General features: G+C 71.4%; 19 protein-coding genes and 1 pseudogene. 10 read left to right on the top strand and 10 right to left on the bottom strand.

The genetic code is table 11. The annotated features are described in order from the left end of the window. Positions 1-141: 141 nt before the first annotated feature. On the bottom strand, positions 142-567 hold the full coding sequence (locus tag BKD26_RS35160) for a DoxX family protein (protein ID WP_084906686.1): 426 nt from the start codon (positions 565-567) through the stop codon (positions 142-144). A 254-nt stretch (positions 568-821) separates the two neighbouring features. Here BKD26_RS35160 and BKD26_RS35165 point away from each other — a divergent pair, with 254 nt between their 5' ends. Then, positions 822-1,103 (top strand): DUF6343 family protein, encoded by a 282-nt coding sequence (locus BKD26_RS35165; protein WP_084906688.1) that lies wholly within the window; start codon positions 822-824, stop codon positions 1,101-1,103. A gap of 13 nt (positions 1,104-1,116) precedes the next feature. Here the strand turns inward: BKD26_RS35165 and BKD26_RS35170 are convergent, their stop codons facing one another. The 3 genes from BKD26_RS35170 to BKD26_RS35180 all read right to left on the bottom strand — a co-directional run bounded on the left by BKD26_RS35170 (position 1,117) and on the right by BKD26_RS35180 (position 3,186). Beyond that, complete coding sequence (locus BKD26_RS35170; protein ID WP_084906690.1) at positions 1,117-1,509, bottom strand: tetratricopeptide repeat protein; 393 nt, start codon at positions 1,507-1,509, stop codon at positions 1,117-1,119. 82 nt (positions 1,510-1,591) lie between these two features. After that, entirely contained in the window at positions 1,592-2,215 is a 624-nt protein-coding gene (coaE, locus tag BKD26_RS35175; protein ID WP_084906691.1) for a dephospho-CoA kinase, read from the bottom strand. Between the two features lie 32 nt (positions 2,216-2,247). After that, positions 2,248-3,186, bottom strand: coding sequence for a PAC2 family protein (locus tag BKD26_RS35180; protein WP_084906693.1), 939 nt, complete (start codon positions 3,184-3,186; stop codon positions 2,248-2,250). Positions 3,187-3,429: 243 nt separating this feature from the next. Here BKD26_RS35180 and BKD26_RS35190 point away from each other — a divergent pair, with 243 nt between their 5' ends. After that, positions 3,430-4,419, top strand: a complete 990-nt coding sequence (locus BKD26_RS35190; RefSeq protein ID WP_084906697.1) for a right-handed parallel beta-helix repeat-containing protein — start codon at positions 3,430-3,432, stop codon at positions 4,417-4,419. An 82-nt stretch (positions 4,420-4,501) separates the two neighbouring features. On the opposite strand, the gene rpsA is transcribed toward BKD26_RS35190, so the two are convergent. Further along, entirely contained in the window at positions 4,502-6,007 is a 1,506-nt protein-coding gene (gene rpsA / locus BKD26_RS35195; protein ID WP_084906699.1) for a 30S ribosomal protein S1, read from the bottom strand. Between the two features lie 371 nt (positions 6,008-6,378). Between rpsA and BKD26_RS35200 the strand changes: the two genes are divergently transcribed. Together BKD26_RS35200 and BKD26_RS41775 are read left to right on the top strand one after the other, a co-directional pair. Next, on the top strand, positions 6,379-7,173 hold the full coding sequence (locus BKD26_RS35200) for a class I SAM-dependent methyltransferase (protein ID WP_084906701.1): 795 nt from the start codon (positions 6,379-6,381) through the stop codon (positions 7,171-7,173). Further along, positions 7,173-9,980: pseudogene (locus tag BKD26_RS41775) on the top strand (ATP-dependent helicase C-terminal domain-containing protein); the annotation flags it as partial. The gene BKD26_RS35200 and the pseudogene BKD26_RS41775, both read left to right, overlap by 1 nt. Here the strand turns inward: BKD26_RS41775 and BKD26_RS35210 are convergent. From BKD26_RS35210 to BKD26_RS35215, 3 genes are all read right to left on the bottom strand, one after another. After that, entirely contained in the window at positions 9,943-11,034 is a 1,092-nt protein-coding gene (locus BKD26_RS35210) for a DUF3068 domain-containing protein (protein WP_084906704.1), read from the bottom strand. The pseudogene BKD26_RS41775 and the gene BKD26_RS35210 sit on opposite strands and share 38 nt — an antisense overlap. 14 nt (positions 11,035-11,048) lie before the next feature. Continuing rightward, positions 11,049-11,189 (bottom strand): SPW_0924 family protein, encoded by a 141-nt coding sequence (locus BKD26_RS39555; RefSeq protein ID WP_107418108.1) that lies wholly within the window; start codon positions 11,187-11,189, stop codon positions 11,049-11,051. Between the two features lie 140 nt (positions 11,190-11,329). Continuing rightward, complete coding sequence (locus BKD26_RS35215; RefSeq protein ID WP_084906706.1) at positions 11,330-13,021, bottom strand: lytic murein transglycosylase; 1,692 nt, start codon at positions 13,019-13,021, stop codon at positions 11,330-11,332. Positions 13,022-13,228: 207 nt separating this feature from the next. Here BKD26_RS35215 and BKD26_RS35220 point away from each other — a divergent pair, with 207 nt between their 5' ends. Further along, a complete protein-coding gene (locus BKD26_RS35220; RefSeq protein ID WP_084906708.1) occupies positions 13,229-14,053 on the top strand; it encodes a DUF4184 family protein in 825 nt (274 codons plus the stop codon). A gap of 259 nt (positions 14,054-14,312) precedes the next feature. Here the strand turns inward: BKD26_RS35220 and polA are convergent, their stop codons facing one another. Beyond that, positions 14,313-16,967: a DNA polymerase I gene (gene polA / locus BKD26_RS35225; protein WP_084906777.1), complete on the bottom strand. Its 2,655-nt coding sequence runs from the start codon at positions 16,965-16,967 to the stop codon at positions 14,313-14,315. Between the two features lie 191 nt (positions 16,968-17,158). Here polA and BKD26_RS35230 point away from each other — a divergent pair, with 191 nt between their 5' ends. Together BKD26_RS35230 and BKD26_RS35235 are read left to right on the top strand one after the other, a co-directional pair. Then, positions 17,159-19,441, top strand: a complete 2,283-nt coding sequence (locus tag BKD26_RS35230) for an FdhF/YdeP family oxidoreductase (protein WP_084906710.1) — start codon at positions 17,159-17,161, stop codon at positions 19,439-19,441. 63 nt (positions 19,442-19,504) lie between these two features. After that, complete coding sequence (locus tag BKD26_RS35235; protein WP_084906712.1) at positions 19,505-20,011, top strand: hotdog fold thioesterase; 507 nt, start codon at positions 19,505-19,507, stop codon at positions 20,009-20,011. A 451-nt stretch (positions 20,012-20,462) separates the two neighbouring features. Here BKD26_RS35235 and BKD26_RS40695 read toward each other — a convergent pair whose 3' ends face one another. Then, positions 20,463-20,606 carry a hypothetical protein gene (locus tag BKD26_RS40695; RefSeq protein WP_179166827.1) on the bottom strand — a complete coding sequence of 48 codons (144 nt, stop codon included), beginning with the start codon at positions 20,604-20,606 and terminating at the stop codon, positions 20,463-20,465. A gap of 1,016 nt (positions 20,607-21,622) precedes the next feature. Between BKD26_RS40695 and BKD26_RS35240 the strand changes: the two genes are divergently transcribed. The 3 genes from BKD26_RS35240 to BKD26_RS35250 all read left to right on the top strand — a co-directional run bounded on the left by BKD26_RS35240 (position 21,623) and on the right by BKD26_RS35250 (position 25,684). Further along, a complete protein-coding gene (locus tag BKD26_RS35240; protein ID WP_084906714.1) occupies positions 21,623-22,840 on the top strand; it encodes a branched-chain amino acid ABC transporter substrate-binding protein in 1,218 nt (405 codons plus the stop codon). A gap of 100 nt (positions 22,841-22,940) precedes the next feature. Next, the gene (locus tag BKD26_RS35245; protein WP_084906716.1) at positions 22,941-23,870 is read left to right on the top strand and encodes a branched-chain amino acid ABC transporter permease; all 930 of its coding nucleotides are present in this window, start codon (positions 22,941-22,943) and stop codon (positions 23,868-23,870) included. A 5-nt stretch (positions 23,871-23,875) separates the two neighbouring features. After that, on the top strand, positions 23,876-25,684 hold the full coding sequence (locus tag BKD26_RS35250; protein WP_084906778.1) for a branched-chain amino acid ABC transporter permease: 1,809 nt from the start codon (positions 23,876-23,878) through the stop codon (positions 25,682-25,684). Position 25,685: the final 1 nt, after the last annotated feature.

The following is a 25,685-nucleotide window of genomic DNA, read 5'->3' on the forward strand; positions in this document are numbered from 1 at the left end:
GGTACCTCGCTCCTGCGAGCACCTCCCCACGCTTGACGACCAATAGGAGCATCAATCGGCCCGAGCCCCGTCGGCGCACGCCTTCCCACAGGGCCGACGCCGCCTCCCACCACGAAGGGCAGCCTTCACGCGGCGCGAAGCTCACATGCGGGTGCGGACCAGAGCCAGGAGCTGCGCGTTGTGGTGGCGGCGGGCCCGGGCGACGACGGCCAGCAGCACGGCGAAGATCACCGGGGTGAACCAGTACTGCCCGTCGAGAAAAGCCAGTTGCGTGACGAACGCGCCGGCCATCAGGCCGATCAGGGCCGGCGCCGACACCCCGGACAGGACGGGTATCACCAGCCCGATGGCTCCGGCCAGCTCCAGTGCGCCGACCAGGTACATGAACCAGTCACCGAGGCCGATCGCGTCGAAGGACTCCGCCGCCGACGCGTGGCCGACCAGCTTGGGCGCGGCGCTGGGGATGGCGAAGAACAGGGCGAGGACGATCTGCAGCGTCCATACGCCGATACCGGCCCGACCGGACAGGGCAGGGGCGGCGGTGGACTGGGCGGTGGTGGTGGTCATGTCGGTCTCCTCCTACGGGCGTTGCGTGTCATGGAGGTGGACCGGAGGACCGCCCGGAACTCATCGGTGTTCCGGCCGCGCCCGCATCCATGTGCCGTCGTCCGTCAGGTACGTCTCGACGGCGAGTCCGGCAGCGTCGAGGCAGCCCTCGAAGTTGAACGGCCGGCAGCGGAATCACTGTTCCTCCCGGGTCGTCTTTCGGCCGGATCGAACGGCGTCGTGCCGGGTACTCGCCGGTCGGGAGAGCGATCAGCATGCGTACTGGCAGTGAACCGAGAACCGCACGCAGCCCCCTCCGGATCCGCTTCTGGCTGAGTGTGTGGGGCCTGATCTGGGCGGGCGCCGGAACGGCGGCCTTCGCCCTGGCCGGCCGCCCCGGCTGGGCGGCGGCCTGCGGCCTGCTGGCCGTGGTCGTCCTGGTGGACCTCGTGGTCATCCTGCGCCACATCCGCCAGGGCCCTCACTACCAGCCGGGCCGCGACGTCCCCCCGTACGAACCGGACGAACCGGACGACGGGCACTTCGGCGGCCGCTGATGGATGGGCCCGGTCATTCCTCGGGCGGGACGCCGGGCGGGAAGTCGACGGGGAACCGCGCCGCCTCCAGGTACTCCGGCTTCGGGTCCAGGGCGGCGGCCAGGCGGAAGTGGCGCTTGGCCTGCTCGGGGCGGCCGGAGCGCTGGAAGGTGCGGGCCAGTGCGAAGTGCGCGAACGCGTTGTCCGGCTCCCGCTCCAGGACCAGCTCGAACTCCAGCTCCGCCGGTCGCAGCTGGGCGGCCGCGAAGAAGGCGCGGGCGCGCAGCAGGCGGGCGGCGGTGTTCTCGGGATGGGCCGCGATCACGGAATCGAGCAGCTTGACGGCGCCGCGTGGGTCCCGGGCGGCGAGCAGTTGCTCCGCCGCGCGGAAGTCGATGACGTGGGTCTCCGGGTTGGTTTCGGGCACGCTCGCATCCTTCCCTCGCTGGGGCGGTTCAACATGCCCGGCGCGGGCGGTATTCCTCCGGCGTCGCCGGGCGCGTTCGCGCTCACACGTCCGGGTGGGCCGGGGGATGGGCGGCGGCCCGTTGGGTCAGCTGCTGCCAGACCTTGCGGACCTGGGGTTCCAGGTCCTCCAGCGGCCCGTCGTTGTCGATGATCAGGTCCGCGACGGCTCGCCGCTGTTCCCGGGTGGCCTGCGCGGCCATCCGGGCGCGCGCCTCGGCCTCGGTCATGCCGCGCATCCTGAGGAGCCGGTCCAGTTGTGTCTCGGGGGACGCGTCGACGACCACGACGACGTCGTAGAGCGGCGCCAGGGCGTTCTCCGCGAGCAGCGGTACGTCGTGGACGACCACCGCGTCGGGCCCTGCCGCGGCTTCGAGCTCCGCGGAGCGGGCGCCGACGAGGGGGTGGACGATGCCGTTCAGCGTGGCCAGCCGCTCGGGGTCGGAGAAGACGATCGATCCGAGCCTGGGCCGGTCGAGGGTGCCCTCGGCCGTGAGGATGTCCGGCCCGAACGCCGCCACGACGGCCGCGAGCCCGGGTGTTCCGGGCTCGACGACCTCGCGGGCGATCTTGTCGGCGTCGACGATCACCGCCCCGTACGACGAGAGCAGCCGCGACACCTCGCTCTTTCCGGCGCCGATTCCGCCGGTCAACCCAACCTTCAGCATGACCGGAAGCCTAGGCCCTTACCGGACGGGCCCTACAGGTCGCCCTCCCGCTCGGCGAGGAACCGCTCGAACTCGCGGCCGAGCTCGTCCGCCGAGGGCAGGTCCACCGGTTCGGCGACCAGGCTGCCGCGGGTCTCGGCGCCGGCCATCGCGTCGTACTGGTGCTCCAGCCCCTGGACGAGCGCGGTCAGCTCTTCGTCGCCCTCGCCGATCTGCCGCTCGATCTCGGTCTGGGTGCGCTGGGCCTGCGTACGCAGCGAGTGCGCGATGCCGGGCAGCACGAGGCCGGTCGCCGCCGTGATGGCCTCCACAGCGGTCAGCGCCGCGTCCGGGTAGGCGGACCGGGCCACATAGTGCGGCACGTGGGCGGCGACACCGAGGACGTCGTGCCCGGCCTCCATCAGCCGGTACTCGATCAGCGACTCGGCGCTGCCCGGCACCTGGGCCTCGTCGAACGGGCTGCGGTGCCCCGGCATCAGGTCGGTGCGGTTGCCGTGCGGGGTGAGGCCGACGGGACGGGTGTGGGGGACGCCCATGGGGATGCCGTGGAAGTTGACCGAAAGCCGCACCCCGAGCCGCTCGACGATCTGCCGAACGGCCACGGCGAACCGCTCCCACTCCACGTCCGGCTCGGGCCCGGACAGCAGCAGGAAGGGCGCCCCGGTGGCGTCCTGAAGGAGGCGGACCTCAATGGCCGGGATCTCGTACTCGGTCCAGCGGTCGCGCCTGAAGGTGAGCAGCGGACGGCGCGCCCGGTAGTCCACGAGCCTGTCGTGGTCGAAGCGGGCCACCACTTGGTGGGGCTGCGAGTCCAGCAGGCTGTCGACGATCTGCTCGCCGGCCTCACCCGCGTCGATGTATCCGTCGAAGTGGTAGAGCATGACCAGGCCGGCCGACTCCTGTGCCAGCGCCATGTCGACGACAGCCAGGCCCTTCGGCTCCCATTCGTACAAACCCTGCGGATCAAGCACGATTACCGCTCCTCCTCGTGTTCGTACGGAAGAACGTCACTCGCCGTACCGGCATTCCCCACCGAGGGCCCATATCCGGCCTGCCGGGCCTCCAAGGCGGGCCGCGCGGGGGCCATGGTCCAGACCTTGACATGCCCACACCCCGTCCCTACCGTCACGGGGCAGCGCGCCGGTTCAGAAACACGCCCCGCGTACATGTACGCGAACAATCCCCACCGTGACTCCGACGGGAAGGCACCCCACATGCGCACCCGCACGCTGCTCCGCATACCCCTCCTTCCCGCTCTCCTGGCCGCCGCACTCGCCACCGCGGGCCTCACCGTCCTCGCCCCGCCCGCCGGCGGGACCACGGCCGCCGCGGTCATCGACGTCACGACCGCCGCCCAGCTGAAGTCGGCCCTGACCGCCGCCCGGCCCGGCGACACGATCCGCCTCGCCGACGGCACGTACACCGGCAACTTCACGGCCACCACCCCCGCCACGGCCTCCGCCCGCATCACCCTCACCGGCTCCTCGAAAGCCGTCCTCACGGCGGGCGGTGGCTATGGGCTGCACCTCAATGGCGCCTCCCACTGGACCGTTCAGGGCATCACCGTCACCGGCGGCCAGAAAGGAATCATGATCGACACGGCGAACGGTGTCGTCGTCGACTCCGTCACCGTCCACGGCCTCGACATGGAGGGCGTCCACTTCCGCATGTCCAGCAGCAACGGCGTCATCAGGAACAGCCGGATCCACGACACGGGGAACGACGGCCGCGGGATGGGCGAGGGCGTCTACGTGGGCACGGCGAACACCCTGTCGGACCGCAGCGACAACGTACAGATCCTGAACAACGTCATAGGCCCGGACGTCGGGGGCGAGAGCATCGACATCAAGGAGGGCACCACGGGCGCGAAGATCGTCGGCAACACCTTCGACGGCCGCGGCATGACCGGAGTCCACTACGACGACTCCTGGGTGGACGTGAAGGGCAACAACGTCCTCGTCGAGAACAACACGGGCCGCTCCACGCTCAACAACGGCTTCGAGGTCCACACCCAGCAGAGCGGCTGGGGCTGCGGCACCGTCTTCCGCGCCAACAAGGCCGACCTGACCAGCGCCACGGGCCCCAACCGGTACGCGATCCACGCCCCGCACCACTCGCCCTCGTGCCGTACGACGGTGTACGCGGACAACACCCGCACCGGTGGCCGCGGCCTGGTCACACCGGGCGTGCCGGTCACGGGGTGAACACACGACTGAGGCCCGCCCCCTTCCGGGGACGGGCCTCAGTGCTGACTACTGCTTACCGCTCAGCGGTGCAGCCGGAGCCTCAGCTCTGGCCGCCGGCCAGCTTCTCGCGGAGGGCAGCCAGGGCCTCGTCCGACGCCAGGGCGCCGGAGTTGTCGTCCGACTCCGAGGAGTACGAACCACCCGCGGCACCCGCCGGGGCACCGGCCGCAGCGGCGGCGGCGCCACCCTCGGCAGCGGCGGCCTCGTCGGCCTCGCGGGACTTGATGACCTGGGCCTGGTGCTGCTCGAAGCGCTGCTGCGCCTCGGCGTACTGGGTCTCCCACGCCTCGCGCTGGGACTCGTAGCCCGGCAGCCAGTCGTTGGTCTCCGGGTCGAAGCCCTCGGGGTAGATGTAGTTCCCCTGGTCGTCGTACGACGCGGCCATGCCGTACAGGGTCGGGTCGAACTCGACCGAGGCCGGGTCGGCACCGAAGGACTCGTTGGCCTGCTTCAGCGAGAGGCTGATGCGACGGCGCTCGAGGTCGATGTCGATGACCTTGACGAAGATCTCGTCGTTGACCTGGACGACCTGCTCCGGGATCTCCACGTGGCGCTCGGCCAGCTCGGAGATGTGGACCAGACCCTCGATGCCCTCGTCCACGCGGACGAACGCACCGAACGGAACCAGCTTGGTGACCTTACCCGGGACGACCTGACCGATCTGGTGCGTACGGGCGAACTGCTGCCACGGGTCCTCCTGCGTCGCCTTCAGCGACAGGGAGACACGCTCGCGGTCCATGTCCACGTCGAGAACCTCGACGGTGACCTCCTGGCCGACCTCGACAACCTCGGACGGGTGGTCGATGTGCTTCCAGGACAGCTCGGACACGTGCACCAGGCCGTCGACGCCACCCAGGTCCACGAACGCACCGAAGTTGACGATCGAGGAGACGACGCCGGAGCGGACCTGACCCTTCTGCAGGGTCGTGAGGAACGTCTGGCGCACCTCGGACTGGGTCTGCTCGAGCCAGGCGCGGCGGGACAGGACCACGTTGTTGCGGTTCTTGTCCAGCTCGATGATCTTCGCCTCGAGCTCCTTGCCCACGTAGGGCTGGAGGTCGCGGACACGGCGCATCTCGACGAGGGAGGCCGGCAGGAAGCCACGGAGGCCGATGTCGAGGATGAGACCACCCTTGACCACCTCGATGACGGTGCCGGTGACGATGCCGTCCTCTTCCTTGATCTTCTCGATGGTGCCCCAGGCACGCTCGTACTGGGCGCGCTTCTTCGAGAGGATCAGGCGGCCTTCCTTGTCCTCCTTCTGGAGAACAAGGGCCTCGATCTCGTCGCCGACCTTGACGACCTCGTTCGGGTCGACGTCGTGCTTGATCGAGAGCTCGCGGCTCGGGATGACACCTTCGGTCTTGTAACCGATGTCGAGCAGGACCTCGTCCCGGTCGACCTTCACGATGACGCCGTCGACGATGTCGCCGTCGTTGAAGTACTTGATCGTCTCGTCGATCGCTGCGAGGAAGGCTTCCTCGTTACCGATGTCGTTGACCGCAACCTGCGGGGTGGTGGCGGTGGTCTCGGTGCTGCTCGTCATGTGGGAAAGGGCTCCGGTACGGACATTGAAGTCGTAGGTACTGCTACGCCGAGAGCCCGTATCGCAGCTGAAGAAGCCGGACAGCCAAGGAAGCGCCCAACCCCGCCAGGGGAGGCGCCTCGAAAACCGAGGGGACATACAACAGATGCGAGCGCGACCTGCTCCGTCTGAGGCGCGCAGGCCCGCAGCGCAACCTTTAGCATACGGGGACGGCCGGACACGGTCAATGCGCGAAGGCGCACACCCGGGGCAGAACGTCACATACCCGGCACATTTAAAGTTTCCCAAGGCCATCGTGGCCGCGACTGCCGCTTCCCGAGGCGTACCGCGCTTCCCGGAGGAGCAGTGCGCAACCTACAACGGCGGGCGGGATGATCCAAGAGTACGAGCCTGAAGCCACTCGGCGCCACGCCGGTGACGTGGAGAGCAGCCGGGCAAGCCGTGGCTGGTGGGACCGGAACGCGGACGAGTACCAGAGCGAGCACGGGGCGTTCCTGGGGGACGACCGGTTCGTGTGGGGGCCGGAGGGGCTGGACGAGGCCGACGCGGGCCTCCTGGGGGACGTCGCGGGGCGGGACGTACTGGAGATCGGCGCGGGCGCCGCCCAGTGTTCGCGCTGGCTGGCCTCCCAAGGAGCCCGTCCCGTGGCGCTGGACCTGTCCCACCGGCAGCTTCAGCACGCCCTCCGTATCGGCCAGGACGTGCCCCTGGTGGAGGCCGACGCCACGGCACTGCCGTTCCGGGACGGCTCCTTCGACCTGGCGTGTTCGGCGTACGGGGCGGTGCCTTTCGTGGCCGATCCGGTGCGGGTCTTAGAGGAGGTGTGCAGGGTGCTGCGGCCGGGCGGACGGTGGGTGTTCTCCGTGACCCATCCGCTCCGGTGGGCCTTCCCCGACGAGCCGGGTCCGGAAGGCCTGTCGGTGTCCGCCTCCTACTTCGACCGCACCCCTTATGTGGAGCAGGACGAGGAAGGCAATGCCCTGTACGTCGAACACCACCGGACGATCGGGGACCGGGTACGGGACGTCGTGGCGGGCGGGTTCCGTCTGGTGGACCTCGTCGAGCCGGAGTGGCCCTCCTGGAACACCCAGGAGTGGGGCGGCTGGTCCCCCTTGCGCGGAAACCTGATCCCGGGCACGGCGATCTTCGTGTGCGAGCGCGCGTGATGCGGCTCCGGGACGAGGCCCTGGACCTTCCCGTACGTACCGCCCTGCCCGCCCTGGAGCGGGCGCTGGACGGGCACGGGGCGGCGGTCCTGTGCGCGCCACCCGGCACCGGCAAGACGACGCTGGTGCCCCTGGCGCTGGCCGAGCGGGGCGCCCGGGTCGTGGTCGCCGAGCCGCGGCGGATCGCGGCGCGGGCGGCGGCCCGGCGGATGGCGTGGCTGCTGGGCGAGCGGGTGGGCCGCCGGGTGGGCTTCACGGTGCGCGGCGAGCGGGTCGTGTCCCGCGAGACGGTCGTCGAGGTGGTGACGACGGGTGTGCTGCTCCAGCGGCTCCAGCGGGACCAGGAGCTGCCCGGGGTGGACGTGGTGCTCCTGGACGAGTGCCATGAGCGGCACCTGGACGCGGACACCGCCGCCGCGTTCCTGCTGGACGTACGGGCGGCCCTGCGGCCCGAGCTGCGGCTGGTGGCCGCCTCGGCGACCACCGACGCGGAGGGCTGGGCCCGGCTGCTGGGCGGCGCGCCGGTGGTGGAGGCGGAGGGGGTGGCCCATCCGGTGGAGGTGGTGTGGGCGCCGCCGGCCGGTGCGGTGCGGCCGCCGCACGGGATGAGGGTGGACCCGGCGCTGCTGGCGCATGTCGCGGCGGTGGTACGGCGCGCGCTGGCGGAGCGCTCGGGTGACGTGCTGTGCTTCATGCCCGGGGTGGGGGAGACCGCGCGCGTGGCGGGGCTGCTGTCGTCCGTGGACGCGGAGGTGCTCCAGGTGCACGGGCGGGCGCCGGCGGCGGTCCAGGACGCGGTGCTGGCCGGTTCCGTTTCGGGCCGCCGGGTGGTACTGGCGACATCGGTGGCCGAGTCGTCGCTGACGGTCCCGGGGGTGCGCGTGGTGGTGGACTCGGGGCTGGCCCGCGAGCCACGCGTGGACCACGCGCGGGGCCTGGGTTCGCTGACGACGGTACGGGCGTCCAGGGCGGCCGCCCGGCAGCGTGCGGGCCGTGCGGGGCGGGAGGCGCCGGGCGTGGTGTACCGGTGCTGGACGGAAGCGGAGGACGGGCGCCTGCCGCGCTTCCCGGCGCCCGAGATCCAGGTGGCCGACCTGGCCGCCTTCGCGCTCCAGGCGGCCGCCTGGGGCGACCCGGACGCGGCGGGGCTGGCGCTGCTGGACGCGCCGCCCGCGGGCGCGATGGCCGCCGCGCGGTCGGTGCTGGCGGCGATCGGCGCCGTGGACGCGGCGGGCCGGGCGACGGACCGGGGCGCGACGATGGCCCGCCTGGGCCTGCACCCGCGGCTGGCCCGCGCGCTGCTGGACGGGGCGCCGGAGGTGGGCGCGCGGCGCGCCGCCGAGGTGGTGGCGCTGCTGAGCGAGGAGCCGCCGCGCGAGTACGGCGACGACCTGGCGGCCGCGTGGCGCACGGCACGGCGGGGCGGTGACGCCTACGGGGCGCGGTGGCGCCAGGAGGCGCGGCGGCTGGCGGCGCACCTGGTCACGTCGGGCGCGCCCACCGGGCCGGCGGCCGGTGCGCGTGAGCCCGCCGGGCGGGCGGACGGTGAGCCCGAGCTCGCCGGGCGGGTGACCGGCGCGCGCGAGGCCGGTGCGCGTGAGGCGCGGCAGCCGGGCGGGCGGGAGGCGCGCCAGTCGGCGGGACAGTTGGACGCGCGGGAGCCAGGGCAGAGGGCCGGGCAGCCGGACACGCGGGAGCCGGCCGGGCAGCCGGACGCACGGCAAGCACGGCAGCCGGACGCGCGGGAGACACGGCAGTCGGCGGGACGGCCGGACGCGCGCGAGGCGCGCGGCGGGCACGGGGTGGGCGCCTTCGAGGCGCGCCACGGAAAACAGGGCGGCCCCGCGGACGCGCGCGGCGGGCGGGAGGGGGGCGCCTTGGGCGCGCGCGCCGAGCAGGAGGGCGGCTCGCTCGGTCCGGCCGCGGGGGCGGGCGCGTCGGCGGACGACGCCGTCGCGGGGCTCGTCGCCGCTCTTGCCTTTCCCGAGCGGGTGGCGCGGGCCAAGGGCGAGGGTGCCTTCCTGATGGCTTCGGGGACCGGCGCCGAACTCGGCGCGGGATCCCGGCTGCGGGCGGCGCCCTGGCTCGCCGTCGCCGTCGCGGACCGGCCGTCGCACGCCGCCTCCGCGCGCGTACGGCTGGCCGCCGTGGTCGACGAGGGGACCGCCCGGGCGGCGGCCCGGCATGTGCTGGTGGCGGGCGAGGAGGTGCGCTGGGAGGACGGCGACGTGGTCGCGCGGTCGGTGGAGCGGCTGGGGGCCATCGAGACGGCCGTACGGCCGCTGCGGGACCCGGACCCCGCTCGCGTACGCGACGCCCTGCTGGACGGGCTGCGGCGCGAGGGCCTGGGGCTGCTGCGCTGGTCGCGGGAGTCGGGCGGGCTGCGGCAGCGGCTGGCGTTCCTGCACCGGGTGCTGGGCGCGCCGTGGCCCGACGTCTCGGACGCCGCACTGGTGGACCGTACGGAGGAGTGGCTGGAGCCGGAGCTGTCACGCGCCCGGCGCCGCGCGGACCTGGGCAGGATCGACGCGGGGCAGGCGCTTCAGCGGCTGCTGCCCTGGGCGACCGGCGACGCCGCCCGGCTGGAGGAGCTGGCGCCGGAGCGGATCGAGGTGCCGAGCGGGTCGCGTATCCGTGTCGAGTACGAGGGCGAGCAGCCCGTGCTGGCGGTGAAGCTGCAGGAGATGTTCGGCATGACGGAAACGCCCTCCATAGCGGGCGTTCCGCTCCTGGTGCACCTGCTGTCGCCCGCCGGCCGGCCCGCCGCCGTCACGGCGGACCTGGCGTCCTTCTGGCGCGACGGATACCGCTCCGTCCGCGCGGAGCTGCGCGGACGGTACCCGAAGCATCCGTGGCCGGAGGACCCGACGGTGGCGGAGCCGACCCGCCGGACGAACGCGCGCCGCTGAGGGCCGGGCGGCGCTGGGAGCGTGCCTCCAGCCACAGGGACAGCGCCGCCAGTCCCGTACCGAGGACGAGGAAGCTCCACGGCAGGTACGACGTCATCAGCAGGACCAGGCGGCGCTGGGAGCGCACCAGGTCGACGGTGTGGTCGAGGTAGTCCTCGCGCATCTTGACGTGCCCGGCGAACGCGGTGACCTTGTCGCGGCCGCCGAGGAGGGTGCCGCCGCGCAGTTCCTCGCGGTGGATCTCCTCACCGTTGACGGGGGCGCCGGTGACGGGGTCGACCCAGAACATGCGCTTGGTAGTGTACCAGCGGGTGGTGCCGGTCTGCTGTTCCAGTTTCGTCGCGTCGATGCCCGGCAGGGGCATCTTCTTCGGGTACGGCACCTTGGTCCACGGGATGGTCTGCTCGAAGTAGTAGACCTCCAGGCCGCGGAACGTACGCGTGCCCTTGTAGTGGATGGGCGCGGAGGTACGGGTCTGGGCGTCGAAGTACTCGTAGTCCCGCTTCTCGGTGAGGAAGGGCCACTTGAATTCGATGCCCTCGCGCCGCACCGGGTCCCCGTCGACCATCTCGCCGGTGGCGTGGACGGGTGCCTGGGTGTGGGCGTCGAAGATGTAGCGCTCGGGGATCTGGGACACCATCGCGCCGTCGGGGCCGACCACGTGGGAGAGGGCGTCCCATACGACGACGTCGCGGCCGGCGTCGCGTTCGATCCTCCGGGACTCCTCGACGTTGCCCTTGAGGGTCTGGACGATGGTGACCTTGTCGACCTGCTCGGCCTTCATCGTGTCGTACCTCAGGAGGGTGGCCGGTTTCGCCTCCAGCACCATCTCCTGGTACTGGCCGGCCGGGATCTTCGCCAGCCGGGGGAAGGCGTACCAGCGCAGTGTGGGGGCCATGGCGGCGAAGAACACGGCGAAGGAGAGGAGGACGAGGCCGGCTCTGCGGCGCATGGTGGCTGCCCCTCCTACTTCTTGGGTCCGGGGACCGTTGTGAGGAGCGGTTTGGGCGAGGTCTCACCTTCGGGTGCCGGGTCGGTCACGGCCAGAAGCAGGACCAGGAGCAGGACTGGAGCCAGGCCTATGGAGGCGGCTACAAGGGCGCGCATGGATCGGCCTCCCCATCTGATGCTCCGTCAGGTGGCAGGCACCGTAGCAATCGCGCCGCGAGAGGGGAACACGTAACCCCGCACACGTGACACCGCCCCACCGGGAGGGTGGGGCGGTGTCACGTGTGCGGGGTGGACCGTCAGGCGACCGTGAGCTCGATGGTCAGGGTCGCGCCGCCGGTGGTGGTGAGGCGGAGCAGGAACGTGCCGGTCTGGCCGTCCGCGAACATCCTCGGCAGCGCGAGCAGGCCGTCCGCGTCGGTCTTCAGGCCGTCGAGGGTGCGGACCGGGTTGCCCTGCTCGTCCTTGAAGTAGGGGCCCTTGTCGTTGACGGTCGCGTCGTCCGCCGCCTTGATCATGGTGGCGGTCAGCGCGACACCGGAGGCGGCGGCGCCCTTGTACGTGGCCTTCACCTGGACCTGGCCGGCGAACTCGGCCTCGGGCTCCGCCGTGAGCGCCTTGTCGTCGGTCCTGACCAGGGCGTCGGCCTGCCGGGCGGTGACGGTCGCGGTGTAGTCGACCGGCGTGACCGTGCGGCCCACGACGGTGGCCCGGACGGTGAACTCCCCGGTCCGCTCGCCCGCCTGGAGCGCGGGGGCGGTGGCGGTGCCGTCGGCGCCCGTGAGGACGGTGACGCTCGTGGCACCGTCCGGGAAGCGCGAGTCGGTCTCACCGACGAGCGTGAACCTCACGCCGACCCTGGCCACCGGCTTGCCCGACCCGTCCAGCGCCGTGACGGCGGGACGCTCCGCGAACCGGGTGCCGGCGGTCGCGGTGAGCGATCCGGTGCCGACGTCCTTGATGCGCGTGACGGTGGGGGTCGGTTTGGGCGTGGGGGTGGGCGCGGTCGTGGGCGGCGTGGGGGTGGGCGTGGGGCTCGTCGGCGGCGGCGTGGGCGTGGGCGTGACCGACGAGGGGTTCGGGGTCGGTGTCGGTGTCGGTGTCGGAGTGGGCGTCGGCGTGGGGGTGGGCGTAGGCGTAGGCGTGGGCGTCGGGGTGACGCCGTTGTCGCTGCGGTCGACCGGCAGGACGCCCGTGCCGTCCGGCACCTGGTGGCTGTTGTTCTTGTAGTACTCGAACCAGGACAGAACCGTACGAAGGTACTCCATCGAGCGGTTGTAACTCAGGATCGCCCTGTCCAGGTCCGCCTTGACCGCGAGGTCACGGTTGTTCGCGCACAGGTACATGCCGGCCGCCTGTGCGGCGTCGTAGATGTTGTTCGGATCCTTGCGGCCGTCGCCGTTGGCGTCCTGGCCCCAGCTCGCCCACGTGGAGGGGATGAACTGCATCGGGCCGACCGCGCGGTCGTGCGTCGTGTCACCGTCGTACGCGCCGTCGTCGGTGTCTGAGATGTTGGCGAATCCGACACCGTTGAGGACGGGGCCGAGGATCGGCGTAAAGGTGGTGCCGTCGGCGCTGACGCGGCCGCCGCGCGCCTGGCCGGACTCGACCTTGCCGATGGCCGCGAGGAGCTGCCAGGGGAGGTTGCAGCCGGGGTCATCGGTCTTCAGGTGCTGCTCGGCCTGCTTGTAGGCGGCGAGCACGGTCGCCGGTATGCCCGCCTCCGCGGGGCCCGTGACGGGGGTTGCGGTGGGAGCACCGGGCTTGGTGGGGGTGTTGAGCGGCGGCAGGTCCGTGTAGTACGGGGAGTTGCCGGTCGCCGAACCCCCCGGCGAGGGCGGTGTCGCGTCGGACAGCTGCTGGTCGGCGCCGCCACCGGCGGAAGGCGTCACGCCGGGCGCCTGCGAGGCGGAGAGCGCCGCCACCGCCGCCGCGGCCACCGCTGTGCCGGCGGCCCCCTTGCGCAGCCGGCGGCCGATGTGCGCTGCCATACGTCTGGTCCCTCCCCATTGACGGCCCTTCACGCTCCCCAGCGCGATGACTCAGGCGACCCTACGTCAACTCGGCATCCCGGGGCACCGTCAGCTGACCGGTTTTCACGCTTTCGTCACCTGTGGGCTGCCCGGAATCCGGTGCGCGAACGTCACGCATACTGGGCGCCATTGACCAGAGGTTCGCATTCGGGGGGCACGACAGCCATGCCATTCACGCTCAGCCATGCCGCGGCGGTCCTGCCGGGGATACGGAGGTCCGGCACGGGACGGGGACCTCTCGTCGCGTCGGCGCTCGTCATGGGGTCGTTCTCGCCCGATATGACGTACTTCGCGGACACCGCGATCCCGGGGGCGATGCTCTTCGGGGACGTCACGCACAGTTTGGTGGGGATCCTGACCGTCGATGTGCTGATCGCCGCGGCCCTGGTGGCGGTGTGGCTGATGGTGCGCGAGCCCCTGCTCGCGCTGGTGCCGGCCCGGTGGCAGGGGCGGGTGCACACGCTGCTGCGGGGGCAGTCCTGGCGGGGCCGGCATCCGGCGGTGCTGGCGTTCCGGTTCTACGCCTCGGCCGTCATCGGGGCGGCCACGCATGTGGTGTGGGACCTGTTCACGCACGCGGACCGGTGGGGCACGAGGGTGCTGCCGGCGCTGGGGGAAGTCGTGGCCGGCTTTCCCATGTACATGTACGCGCAGTACGGCGGCTCCGCCGTAGCGCTGGTGGTGCTGGTGTGGTTCGTGGGCGGCGCACTGCGGCGGGTGCCGCCGGAGGCGGCGGGCGAGGCTCCGGCGTCGGTGCCGGTGCTGGACCGGCGCGGACGGTGGCTGGCGGCGGGGCTGCTCGGGGCGTGCGTGGCGGCGGGGATCGTGCACCGGTGCGTGCGGTGGTACGCGTACTGGGGCCGGATCGACACGCCGCTGGACATCGTCCCGACGGCGTGCTTCGGGGCGGGGGCCGGGCTGGCGGCGGGGCTGCTGCTGTACGGGGCGGGGATGCGGCTGCGCGCGGCGGGCCGCCGCCCGGCGGGGTAGGTGGGCGGTGGCATGTCCCCCACCCCTCCCCCCTACGCCCTGGCGGGCGTAGGGGGGACTTACACCTCCCGAAACCGGGGGCTCCGCCCCGGCCGCCCTGACGGGGAAAGGTTGTTGTACGTGGGGGCTGACGCCCCCACACCCCCGGCGCGGCAGCTTCGCTGCCGTGGCAGCACCCCACCAGGCGGGGCCCGAACCGGGCGCGCCCGGCCAGGCGCGGCGGCGGCCCCGGGTGGGGCCACCGCCCCGGCAGGGCAGGTCAGTGGGCCGCGGAGTCCCAGTCCGGGCCCACGCCCACGGACACGTCCAGGGGGGCGCGGAGGTCGACCGCCGTGGACATCTCGTGGCGGACGAGTTCCTCGACCCGGTCGCGCTCGCCCGGGGCGACCTCCAGGACGATTTCGTCGTGGACCTGGAGCAGCAACCGGGTGTTCAGGCCCGCCTGCCGCAGCGCCCGGTCCACATTGAGCATCGCGACCTTCACGATGTCGGCGGCCGTGCCCTGGATAGGGGCGTTGAGCGCCATCCGCTCGGCCGCCTCGCGGCGCTGGCGGTTGTCGCTGTTCAGGTCCGGCAGGTACCGGCGGCGGCCGAGCATCGTCTCCGTGTACCCCGTCGCGCGGGCCTCGTCGACGACCCGGCGCAGATAGTCCCGGACCCCGCCGAACCGCTCGAAGTACGTGTCCATCAGGGCACGGGCCTCGCCCGCCTCGATGTTCAGCTGCTGCGAGAGGCCGAAGGCCGACAGGCCGTACGCCAGGCCGTACGACATGGCCTTGATCTTGCGGCGCATCTCGGCGTCGACGGCGGACCGCTCCACCGAGAACACCTGGGAGGCGACGGTGGTGTGGAGGTCCTCGCCGGAGGTGAACGCCTCGATCAGGCCCTCGTCCTCCGAGAGGTGGGCCATGACCCGCAGTTCGATCTGGCTGTAGTCGGCCGTCATCAGGGATTCGAAGCCCTCGCCGACCACGAAGCCATGGCGGATGGCGCGGCCCTCGTCGGTGCGGACCGGCACATTCTGGAGGTTCGGATCCGTCGACGACAGGCGGCCCGTCGCCGCGACCGTCTGGCTGAAGGTGGTGTGGATGCGGCCGTCGGCGGCGATCGTCTTGATCAGGCCCTCGACCGTGGAACGCAGCCGCGCCTGCTCGCGGTGGCGGAGCATGATGACGGGCAGCTCGTGCTCGGTCTGGGCGGCCAGCCAGGCCAGCGCGTCCGCGTCCGTGGTGTAACCGGTCTTGGTCTTCTTCGTCTTGGGGAGGTTCAGCTCGCCGAAGAGCACCTCCTGGAGCTGCTTGGGCGAGCCGAGGTTGAACTCGTGCCCCACGGAGGCGTGCGCCTCCTTCACGGCCTGCTGCACGGCGCCCGCGAACTGCTGCTCCATCGCCTCCAGATGGGCGCGGTCCGCGGAGATGCCGTACCGCTCCATCCGGGCGAGCACCAGGGACGTGGGCAGTTCCACGTCGTGCAGCAGCTCGGTCGCGCCGACTTCCTTCAGCCTCTCGCCGAACGCGTCGCCCAGGTCGAGGACCGCGCGGGCCTGCGCCATCAGGGCGTCGGCCTCGGCCTGCTCGTCGGCGCCGAAGGCGAGCTGCCCGTCGGCGGCTGCGGGGGCCAGCTCGCGGTGCAGGTACTCGACGGACAGGGCGTCCAGCGCGAAGGACCGGCGGCCCGGCTTGACCAGGTAGGCGGCGAGGGCGGTGTCCATGGTGATGCCCTCGATGTGCCAGCCGTGCTCGGGGAAGACCCGCAGCGCCTCCTTGGCACTGTGCATGATCTTCGGGCGGTCCGGGTCGGCGAGCCAGGCGGCGAAGGCCCGCTCGTCGGACTCGTCGAGCTGGGTCGTGTCGAACCAGGCGGCCTTGCCGTCGGCCGCGGCCAGCGCGACCTCGCTGACGTTGCCCACGCCGAGCGCCCAGGTGGCGACGGTCGCCACACCGAGCGGCTGCCGGCCGTGCTGCTCCAGCCAGAAGGCCACCTCACCCGCGCCCAGGACCGCGCCGTCCAGCTCGACGCCGGCGGCCGTGGCCGGGGCCTCTTCCTCCTCCGCGCCCGGGTCGACCGCGAGGAGCCGCTCCCGCAGGCTCGGGTTGCGGATCTCCAGGACCTCCAGGAAGCCCTTCAGCGCCGTCCTGTCGTACGGCCGGCGCTCCAGGTCCGCGACGGACTTGGGCAGCTCCACGTCACGGACCAGCTCCGTCAGGTGACGGTTGAGCTTGACGGACTCCAGGTGGTCGCGCAGCGCCTGCCCGACCTTGCCCTTGACCTCGCCGGCGCGCTCGACCAGCTCCGCGAAGGAACCGAACTGGTTGATCCACTTCGTGGCGGTCTTCTCACCGACACCGGGGATGCCCGGCAGGTTGTCGGACGGGTCGCCGCGCAGGGCGGCGAAGTCCGGGTACTGCGCCGGGGTCAGCCCGTACTTCTCCTGCACCTTCTCCGGGGTGAACCGGGTCAGCTCGGAGACGCCCTTGGTGGGGTACAGCACGGTGATGTGGTCGGAGACCAGCTGGAAGGAGTCGCGGTCGCCGGTGACGATCAGCACCTCGAACCCGGCCGCCTCGGCCTGGGTGGCCAGGGTGGCGATGATGTCGTCCGCCTCGAAGCCGTCCACCGCGAACCGCTCCGCGTTCATGGTGTCCAGCAGCTCGCCGATCAGCTCCACCTGCCCCTTGAACTCGTCGGGGGTCTTGGAGCGGTTCGCCTTGTACTCGGGGAAGTCCTCGGAGCGCCAGGTCTTGCGGGACACGTCGAACGCCACGGCGAAATGCGTGGGCGACTCGTCGCGCAGCGTGTTCGCCAGCATCGACGCGAAGCCGTAGATGGCGTTGGTCGTCTGGCCGCTCGCGGTGGTGAAGTTCTCCGCGGGCAGCGCGAAGAACGCCCGGTACGCCAGGGAGTGCCCGTCCATGAGGAGCAGGCGCGGACGGTTGTCGTCGGTCTTCTTCGATGCTGTCTCAGCCACGGGGACGATCCTGCCACGGACCACTGACAATCCCGACCGAGCGGGCCTTGAGTCCGCCGCTGTCAGTGCGACGTGACAGGATCGTGAGACGTACAACGAGGACGTCCGTCGGACATGACCGCTCAAGGGAGAGCGCGATGGCCAGCAAGCCGCCCGCAGGTGACCCGGTCCAGGACGCGCCGCAGGTCGCGCCGCCGCAGCATGCCGCCGCGGGCCTCCCCGCGATCGGGCACACCCTCAAGATCTCCCACCAGCAGATGGGTGTGCGCCGCACCGCGCGCACGCTGCTCAAGGTCAATCAGAAGGACGGCTTCGACTGCCCTGGCTGTGCCTGGCCGGAGGGCGACAAGCGGCACATCGCGGAGTTCTGCGAGAACGGGGCGAAGGCCGTCGCAGAAGAGGCGACGCTGCGCCGCGTCACCCCCGACTTCTTCGCCGCCCACCCCATCGCGGACCTGGCGACCCGCAGTGGGTACTGGCTCGGCCAGCAGGGCCGCATCACCCACCCCATGTACGCGGCGGAGGGCGCCGGCCGGTACGAGCCGGTGAGCTGGGAGCGGGCCTTCGAGATCATCGCGGAGGAGCTGACGTCGCTCGCCTCCCCCGACGAGGCCGTCTTCTACACCTCGGGCCGCACCAGCAACGAGGCCGCGTTTCTGCTCCAGCTCTTCGCCCGCGAGTTCGGCACCAACAACCTGCCGGACTGCTCCAACATGTGCCACGAGTCGTCCGGCTCGGCGCTCACCGAGACGATCGGCATCGGCAAGGGCAGCGTCTCGCTGGAGGACCTGCACCAGGCCGACCTGATCATGGTGGCCGGGCAGAACCCAGGCACCAACCACCCCCGGATGCTGTCCGCCCTGGGAAAGGCCAAGGCCGCCGGTGCGAGGATCATCTCGGTGAATCCGCTGCCCGAGGCCGGCCTGGAGCGGTTCAAGAACCCGCAGACCCCCCAGGGCATGCTCAAGGGCGCCGCCCTCACCGACCTGTTCCTCCAGATCCGCATCGGCGGCGACCAGGCCCTCTTCCGGCTCCTCAACAAGCTGATCCTTCAGACCGACGGCGCGGTCGACGAGGACTTCGTACGGGAGCACACGCACGGGTACGAGGAGTTCACGGCCGCCGCCGAGGCCGCCGACTGGGACCAGACCCTCGCCGCCACCGGCCTGGAGCGCGCCGAGATCGAACGCGCGCTGCGCATGGTGCTCGCCTCGAAGCGCACCATCGTCTGCTGGGCCATGGGCCTCACCCAGCACAAGCACTCCGTGCCGACCATCCGCGAGGTGGTCAACTTCCTGCTGCTGCGCGGCAACATCGGCCGCCCCGGTGCCGGAGTGTGCCCGGTGCGCGGCCACTCCAATGTGCAGGGCGACCGCACCATGGGCATCTTCGAGCGCCCCTCCCCCGCCTTCCTGGACGCCCTCGACAAGGAATTCGGGATCACCTCCCCCCGCCACCACGGCTTCGACGTGGTCCGCGCCATCGAGGCGCTGCGCGACGGGAAGGCGAAGGTCTTCTTCGCCATGGGCGGCAACTTCGTCGGCGCGACGCCCGACACCGAGGTCACCGAGGCCGCCATGCGGCGCGCCCGGCTCACCGTGCACGTGTCGACCAAGCTGAACCGGTCGCACGCGGTCACCGGCACGCGCGCGTTGATCCTGCCCACGCTCGGCCGCACCGACAAGGACGTACAAGCGAGCGGCAAGCAGTTCGTGACCGTCGAGGACTCGATGGGCCTCGTCCACGCCTCGCGCGGGAACCTCCCACCGGCGAGCCCGCACCTGCTGTCCGAGCCGGCGATCGTGGCCCGCATGGCCCGGGCGGTGCTGGGCCAGGCCTCGGCCACACCGTGGGAGGACTTCGAAAAGGACTACGCCACGATCCGCGACCGCATCGCGCGCGTGGTGCCCGGCTTCCAGGACTTCAACGCCAGGCTCGCGGCCGACCCCGCCGGCTTCGCCCTGCCGCACGCCCCGCGCGACGAGCGCCGCTTCCCCACCAGGACCGGCAAGGCGAACTTCACGGCCGCCCCCGTCGAGTACCCCACGGTCCCCGAGGGCCGCCTGCTGCTGCAGACGCTGCGCTCGCACGACCAGTACAACACCACCATCTACGGCCTCGACGACCGCTACCGGGGCATCAAGGGCGGCCGCCGGGTCGTCCTGGTCCACCCAGACGACGCCCGTGAGCACGGGCTGGCCGACGGGGCGTACGTCGACCTCGTCAGCGAGTGGACGGACGGCACCGAGCGCCGCGCGGCCGGCTTCCGCGTCGTGCACTACCCCACCGCGCGCGGCTGCGCCGCCGCGTACTACCCCGAGACCAACGTCCTGGTGCCGCTGGAGGCGACCGCCGACATCAGCAACACCCCCGCCAGCAAGTCCGTCATCGTGCGTCTGGAACAATCACCCTCCGCCTGAGCGTTCGCTTAGGCAGCACGGCAGACCAGGGACATGACCGCACGACGATCGGAGCCGGGCCCCATGGGCGAGCAGACCCACGTGAAGTTCCCTCAGGAGGTCATCGACGAGTACGCCTCGCTCGGTGTCGACCTGCCCGCCCTGTTCTCCGCCGGGCACCTGGGCAGCCGCATGGGCGTACAGATCGTCGAGGCGTCCGCGGACCGCGTCGTCGGCACCATGCCGGTCGAGGGCAACACCCAGCCGTACGGGCTGCTGCACGGCGGTGCCTCCGCCGTCCTGGCCGAGACGCTCGGCTCGGTCGGCTCGATGCTCCACGGCGGCGTATCCAAGATCGCCGTGGGGGTCGACCTGAACTGCACGCACCACCGCGGCGTGCGCAACGGGCTGGTGACCGGCGTGGCCACCCCCGTCCACCGTGGCCGCTCCACCGCGACGTACGAGATCGTCATCACCGACGAGCAGAACAAGCGGGTCTGCACGGCCCGCCTGACCTGCCTGCTGCGCGACGCCTCCCCCAAGGACACGGAGAACATCCCCGGGGCGACCACCGCCGGCCCCACGGGCTGACCGGCCGGGGTTGCGGGCGTCCAGCCACCCGCGCGGCACGGTCGTGAAGCCGGTGTTCTCGGCACGGTGCCGGATCCGGTGGGCGCGGCCCGTGCCGCCGGGGCGCACACGGCCTCGCACGCCCCTCGCCACGAGCTCGCACGCCCCTCGCCAGGAGCTCCCCGCCACGAGCCCGGCCGCCGGAGCCCGGCCGCCGGGACGCCCGCACCGCCACGTCGGCCTCCCACTGACCCGCGGGTCCCCCTGGAGACGTCCGCTGGACACCTCCGCCGCCCCGGAAAGGTAGCCCTCCGCCCCCTCGAAGAGACGGCCCGGCCTCGGTCTCCCCGAGCCGCGGAATCCGCATCCGTACGGCGTCACCCCTGCCGTCTCCGTCGCTGTCCGTTGCCGTCCCGGGATGTCCACCCGCTGGTGGACGGCGTCCGCGCGGGAGAAGACCAGCCGGATCGGCTCACCCCGCGATCCGCAGCGCCGGGCCCACGTCGCCGTCCCGTACGGAGGGCGCGGGGGCGGCCGCCACCAGTGCGGCGGCGAGGATCGCCGGGGCGGACCCGCGGAGGCTACGGGGCGTGCGGTTCGCGTAGGGTCCGGCCATCGCGCCTGCCGCCAAGGGCCGGTGGATGCGACCGTCACACGGGAAGCGCGCACACATCCCACCGCATGCACATCGGTAACACCAGACCTCCCAACCCTCCATCGCTCACTCACAGTTGAGAAGAGAGGGGCCGGGCACGGTCCCCAGGGACGCCGCTGCCGCCGTCCCCATGAGACCCACGCGGGCCCTCACCGGGCCCCGCGCCTCGCCGGGCGTCCACTCGCGCCCCGACGAGCACGCCGCACACCGGGCACACCGCCCGTGACACACCGGCCCTCACGGCAACTGCCGCTACCAACAGGGCAATTCACCTACCGGACTCCGCGTCGCGCTCACCGGACGCCCGGCGCCGGAAGCGCCCACCGGGTGCACAGAACGGGACTTCACACACAAGGCCCCCGACAAGGGACGGGAGCAGCGCCCTCCCCTCACCCTCCTGCCGGTCGCCACAGCCGTTCGCCAGGCACTTCACCGCACCCGCCCGGCCACCGCCGGCCGACACCGCGACACCCCGCGCACACACCACTCCGAAGGCCCCCGGCACCCCTTCGGAGCCCTCCGGGAGACCCGATCCACCTACCGCCCGCCGTAACACTCCGTAACGATCACGCAATGCGGCCGACCGCCCCTCCGGAGCGGCCCGGGCACCGCATGAGCCCCCGGTACCCCCTCATCCGGCCGCCCGCCACGACCCCCGCCGTAAGCACCAAGATCGACCGAAGCCCCTTAGCGGAACTGGGCGTTCTCGCCATGTGAGAAGGAACCCCCACCCACGACGACCCGTGTAGCCACCACCGATCGGCGACGTTTGGCCACGGCATAACAAGAGAGTCACATCCTGTCTCTGCCGCTCCCGGACCCGCCCCGGCTGCGCTTAGAGTCACCGCCAGTCACCGCGCCGCCGGGCGCGTCACTGCACGGCCCCTGCATCACCCATGTACGGCCCGGCGCTCGCAACGGCTCCTCGAGCGAGGAGACCGCGCCAGGGAAAGGACCCCTTCGTGCGACAGCGATCGTTGTTCATACTCACCGCAGTGCTCACCACTGGAGCACTGACTCTCACAGCCTGTGGGTCGCGCGACGACAAGGGTGGCGGCGACAGCAGCAACGGCAAGAAGACCACCGTCGTCATCGGCTTCGACGCGCCCCTGACCGGTGACCTCTCCGCCCTCGGCCTCGGCATGAAGAACTCCGCCGACCTCGCCATCAAGACGGCCAACAAGGACAACACCGTCCCCGGCGTCGAGTTCAAACTGGAAGCCCTCGACGACCAGGCCCAGCCGTCCGTCGGCCAGCAGAACGCCAGCAAGCTCATCAGCAACAAGGACGTCCTCGGCGTCGTCGGCCCGCTGAACTCCAGCGTCTCGCAGTCCATGCAGAAGCCGTTCAACGACGCCAGCCTCGTCCAGATCTCCCCCGCCAACACCGGCACCGAGCTGACCCAGGGCGACGGCTGGAAGACCGGCGACAAGAAGCGCCCGTTCAAGACGTACTTCCGCACCGCCACGACCGACCAGGTCCAGGGCGCCTTCGCGGCCAAGTACCTCTTCAACACCGCGAAGATCAAGCAGGTCTACCTGATCGACGACCAGAAGACCTACGGCGCCGGTCTCGCCGCCTCCTTCAAGGAGACCTACACCAAGCTCGGCGGCAAGATCGTCGGCAGCGACCACATCAACCCCGACGACCGCGACTTCAACGCCGTCGTCGCCAAGGTCAAGAACTCCGGCGCCAAGGCCCTCTACTACGGCGGTGAGTACCCGGCCGCCGCCCCGCTCAGCCAGCAGCTCAAGGACAGCGGCAGCAACATCCCGCTCATGGGCGGCGACGGCATCTACAGCGGCGAGTTCCCCAAGCTCAACAAGAAGGCCCAGGGCGACCTCGCCACCTCCGTCGGCAAGCCCGTCGAGCAGCTGGACTCCGCCAAGAAGTTCATCGCCGACTACAAGACGGCCGGCTACAAGGACGCCTACGAGGCCTACGGCGGCAGCACCTACGACGCCACCTGGTCGATCATCGAGGCCGTCAAGATCGCGGTGGCCGACAACGGCGGCAAGCTCCCCGACGACGCCCGCGCCAAGGTCCTCGAGGCCATGAACAAGGTCAAGTTCGACGGCGTCACCGGCCCCGTCTCCTACGACGAGTACGGCGACACCACGAACACCATGATGACCGCCTACCAGGTCGACAAGGGCGCCTGGGTCCCCAAGCTGAGCGAGGCCTACAAGCCGTAACCGGCCCCTCCCGCCTCACGCATTGACCCCAGGCCGCGCGGGAGCGCCACCAGCGCTCCCGCGCGGCGCCTTATCCGAACCACTTCACGGAGGCCCTGCGGTGCACGAACTGCCGCAACAGCTGGCCAATGGACTCATCCTCGGCGCGATGTACGGACTCATCGCTGTCGGCTACACGATGGTCTACGGCATCGTCCAGCTCATCAACTTCGCCCACGGCGAAATCTTCATGGTCGGCGGCTTCGGCGCCCTGACCGTCTTCCTCGTCCTGCCGTCCGGGTTCTCCCTCGGCGTCGCCATCCCCCTCATGATCCTCGGTGGCGTCCTCGTCTCCGTCGCCGTCGCGACGGCAGCCGAACGATTCGCCTACCGACCCCTGCGCAGCGCACCACGACTGGCCCCGCTCATCACGGCGATCGGCCTGTCCATCGCCCTCCAGCAGGCCGTCTGGATGCTCTACCCCGACGCCAAGAAGGACCGCTCCTTCCCCCAGTTCGACGGCGCGCCCTTCGACGTCTTCGGCGCCACCATCCAGCCCGGCGACGTCTTCGTCCTCGTCGCCGCCCCGCTGTGCATGCTCGCCCTCGGCCTCTTCGTCACCAAGACCCGCTCCGGCCGGGGCATGCAGGCCACCGCGCAGGACCCGGACACCGCAAAGCTGATGGGCATCAACACCGACCGCATCATCGTCATGGCCTTCGCCATCGGCGCCGCGTTCGCCGCCATCGCCGCCGTCGCCTACGGCCTCAAAAACGGCCAGGTCGGCTTCCGCATGGGCTTCCTCATGGGCCTCAAGGCCTTCACCGCCGCCGTCCTCGGCGGCATCGGCAACATCTACGGCGCCATGCTCGGCGGCGTCGTCCTCGGCATCGCCGAATCCCTCGCCACCGGATACGTCGGAGAAATCCCCGGCATGGAACTCTTCGGCGGCGGCGGCTGGAAGGACGTCTGGGCCTTCAGCCTGCTCATCCTCGTCCTCCTCATCCGTCCCCAGGGCCTGCTGGGCGAACGCGTCGCGGACAGGGCGTGAACACCATGACCACCATCACCAAGAACACCCCCGCCGCCGACACCCCGGCACCCGCGTCCCTCCTCCCCCTGCCGTCCACCGCCGCACGGATCACGGCCCTCGCCGGATCCGTACTCGCCCTCGCCGGCACCTTCCTCGCCTGGACCTGGACCGACGAGTTCCCCGGCAACCTCACCGTCACCGGCTACCCCGGCGGCCTCCAGGTCCTCACCCTCGTCGGCTCCGCCCTCGCCCTGCTGTTCCTCCTCTCCGGACACGGCGTCAAGGGCCTGGGCTGGCTCACCCCCGGCGGCACCAACAGCCCCGTACGCCTCCTCAGCCTCGGCGTACTCGGCACCACCGGCTACGCCATCGGCGCCATATCCACCACCCTCGGCGGCCTGGTCAACCTCGAACCCGGCGCCTGGATCTCCGGCGTCGGCGCACTCCTCGCCGTCATCGGCGCCTTCGGCCTCCCCGCCGACCAGCCCGCCGACGAGGACACCGGCACCAGCACCTGGGCACGCTTCCGGCACAGCCTCACCGCACCCCGGCCGCCGCGCGCCAAGGAACTCTCCTCCTGGGCAGAGATCCTCATCATCATCGGCGCCTTCGCCGTCGGCCTGTACGTCTTCGTGTACGGCATCGACACCGACTACGCCGAGCTGTTCATCGGCTTCCTGATCACCGTGGCCTTCGGCTTCACGGCGATCAACCGGGCCGGGCTCGTCGCCCGCGTCTCGGCACTCACCGCCAAGCACCGCACGGTGACCATGGGCGCCGCCTTCGCGGCCGCGATCTGCTTCCCGTTCTCGCAGAGCAACGACCAGTTCACCCTGATCGGCGCGAACATCCTGATCTTCGCGACCGTGGCGCTCGGCCTCAACGTGGTGGTCGGCCTCGCGGGCCTGCTCGACCTGGGTTACGTCGCGTTCCTCGGCGTCGGCGCGTACACCGCCGCCCTGGTCTCCGGCTCCCCCCAGTCGTCGATCGGCGTCCACTTCCCCTTCTGGCTCGCCGTCCTCACCGGCGCCGCCGTCTCGCTCCTCTTCGGCGTCGTCATCGGCGCCCCCACCCTGCGGCTGCGCGGCGACTACCTCGCCATCGTGACGCTGGGGTTCGGCGAGATCTTCCGCATCACCATGAACAACCTCAACGGCAACAGCGGCCCCGACATCACCAACGGTGCCCAAGGTGTCCCGAACATCCCGGACCTGAACATCTTCGGGTTCGACTTCGGACTCACCCACGCCGTCGGTGGCTTCGACCTCACCCGGTCCGGCAACTACTTCCTGCTGATGCTGCTCTTCACAGCCGTCGTGGTGCTGGTCTTCCGGCGCTCCGCCGACTCCCGCATCGGCCGCGCCTGGGTCGCCATCCGCGAGGACGAAACCGCCGCCACCGCCATGGGCATCAACGGCTTCCGCCTGAAGCTGCTGGCCTTCGCCCTCGGCGCCGCCCTCGCCGGCCTCGCCGGCACGGTGCAGGCACACCTCGGCTACAGCGTCACCCCCGAGCAGTACCAGTTCGCCGGTTCCGTACCGCCCAACTCCGCCTTCCTGCTCGCCGCGGTCATCCTCGGCGGCATGGGCACCATCGGCGGACCCCTCATCGGCGCCGCACTGCTCTACCTCATCCCGGCCAAGCTCCAGTTCATGCAGGACTACCAGCTCCTCCTCTTCGGTGTCGCGCTCATCGTCCTGATGCGCTTCCGCCCCGAAGGCCTGGTCGCCGACCGCCGGAAGCAGCTCGAATTCCACGAGACCGGCCAACTCGACGTACCCGACGAGAAGCTCCCCGACGGCGCCGTCGGCATCACCAAGGCGGGGGCGTAAG

It is taken from the genome of Streptomyces sp. CB03238 (genome assembly GCF_002099185.1).
Classification (GTDB): domain Bacteria; phylum Actinomycetota; class Actinomycetes; order Streptomycetales; family Streptomycetaceae; genus Streptomyces.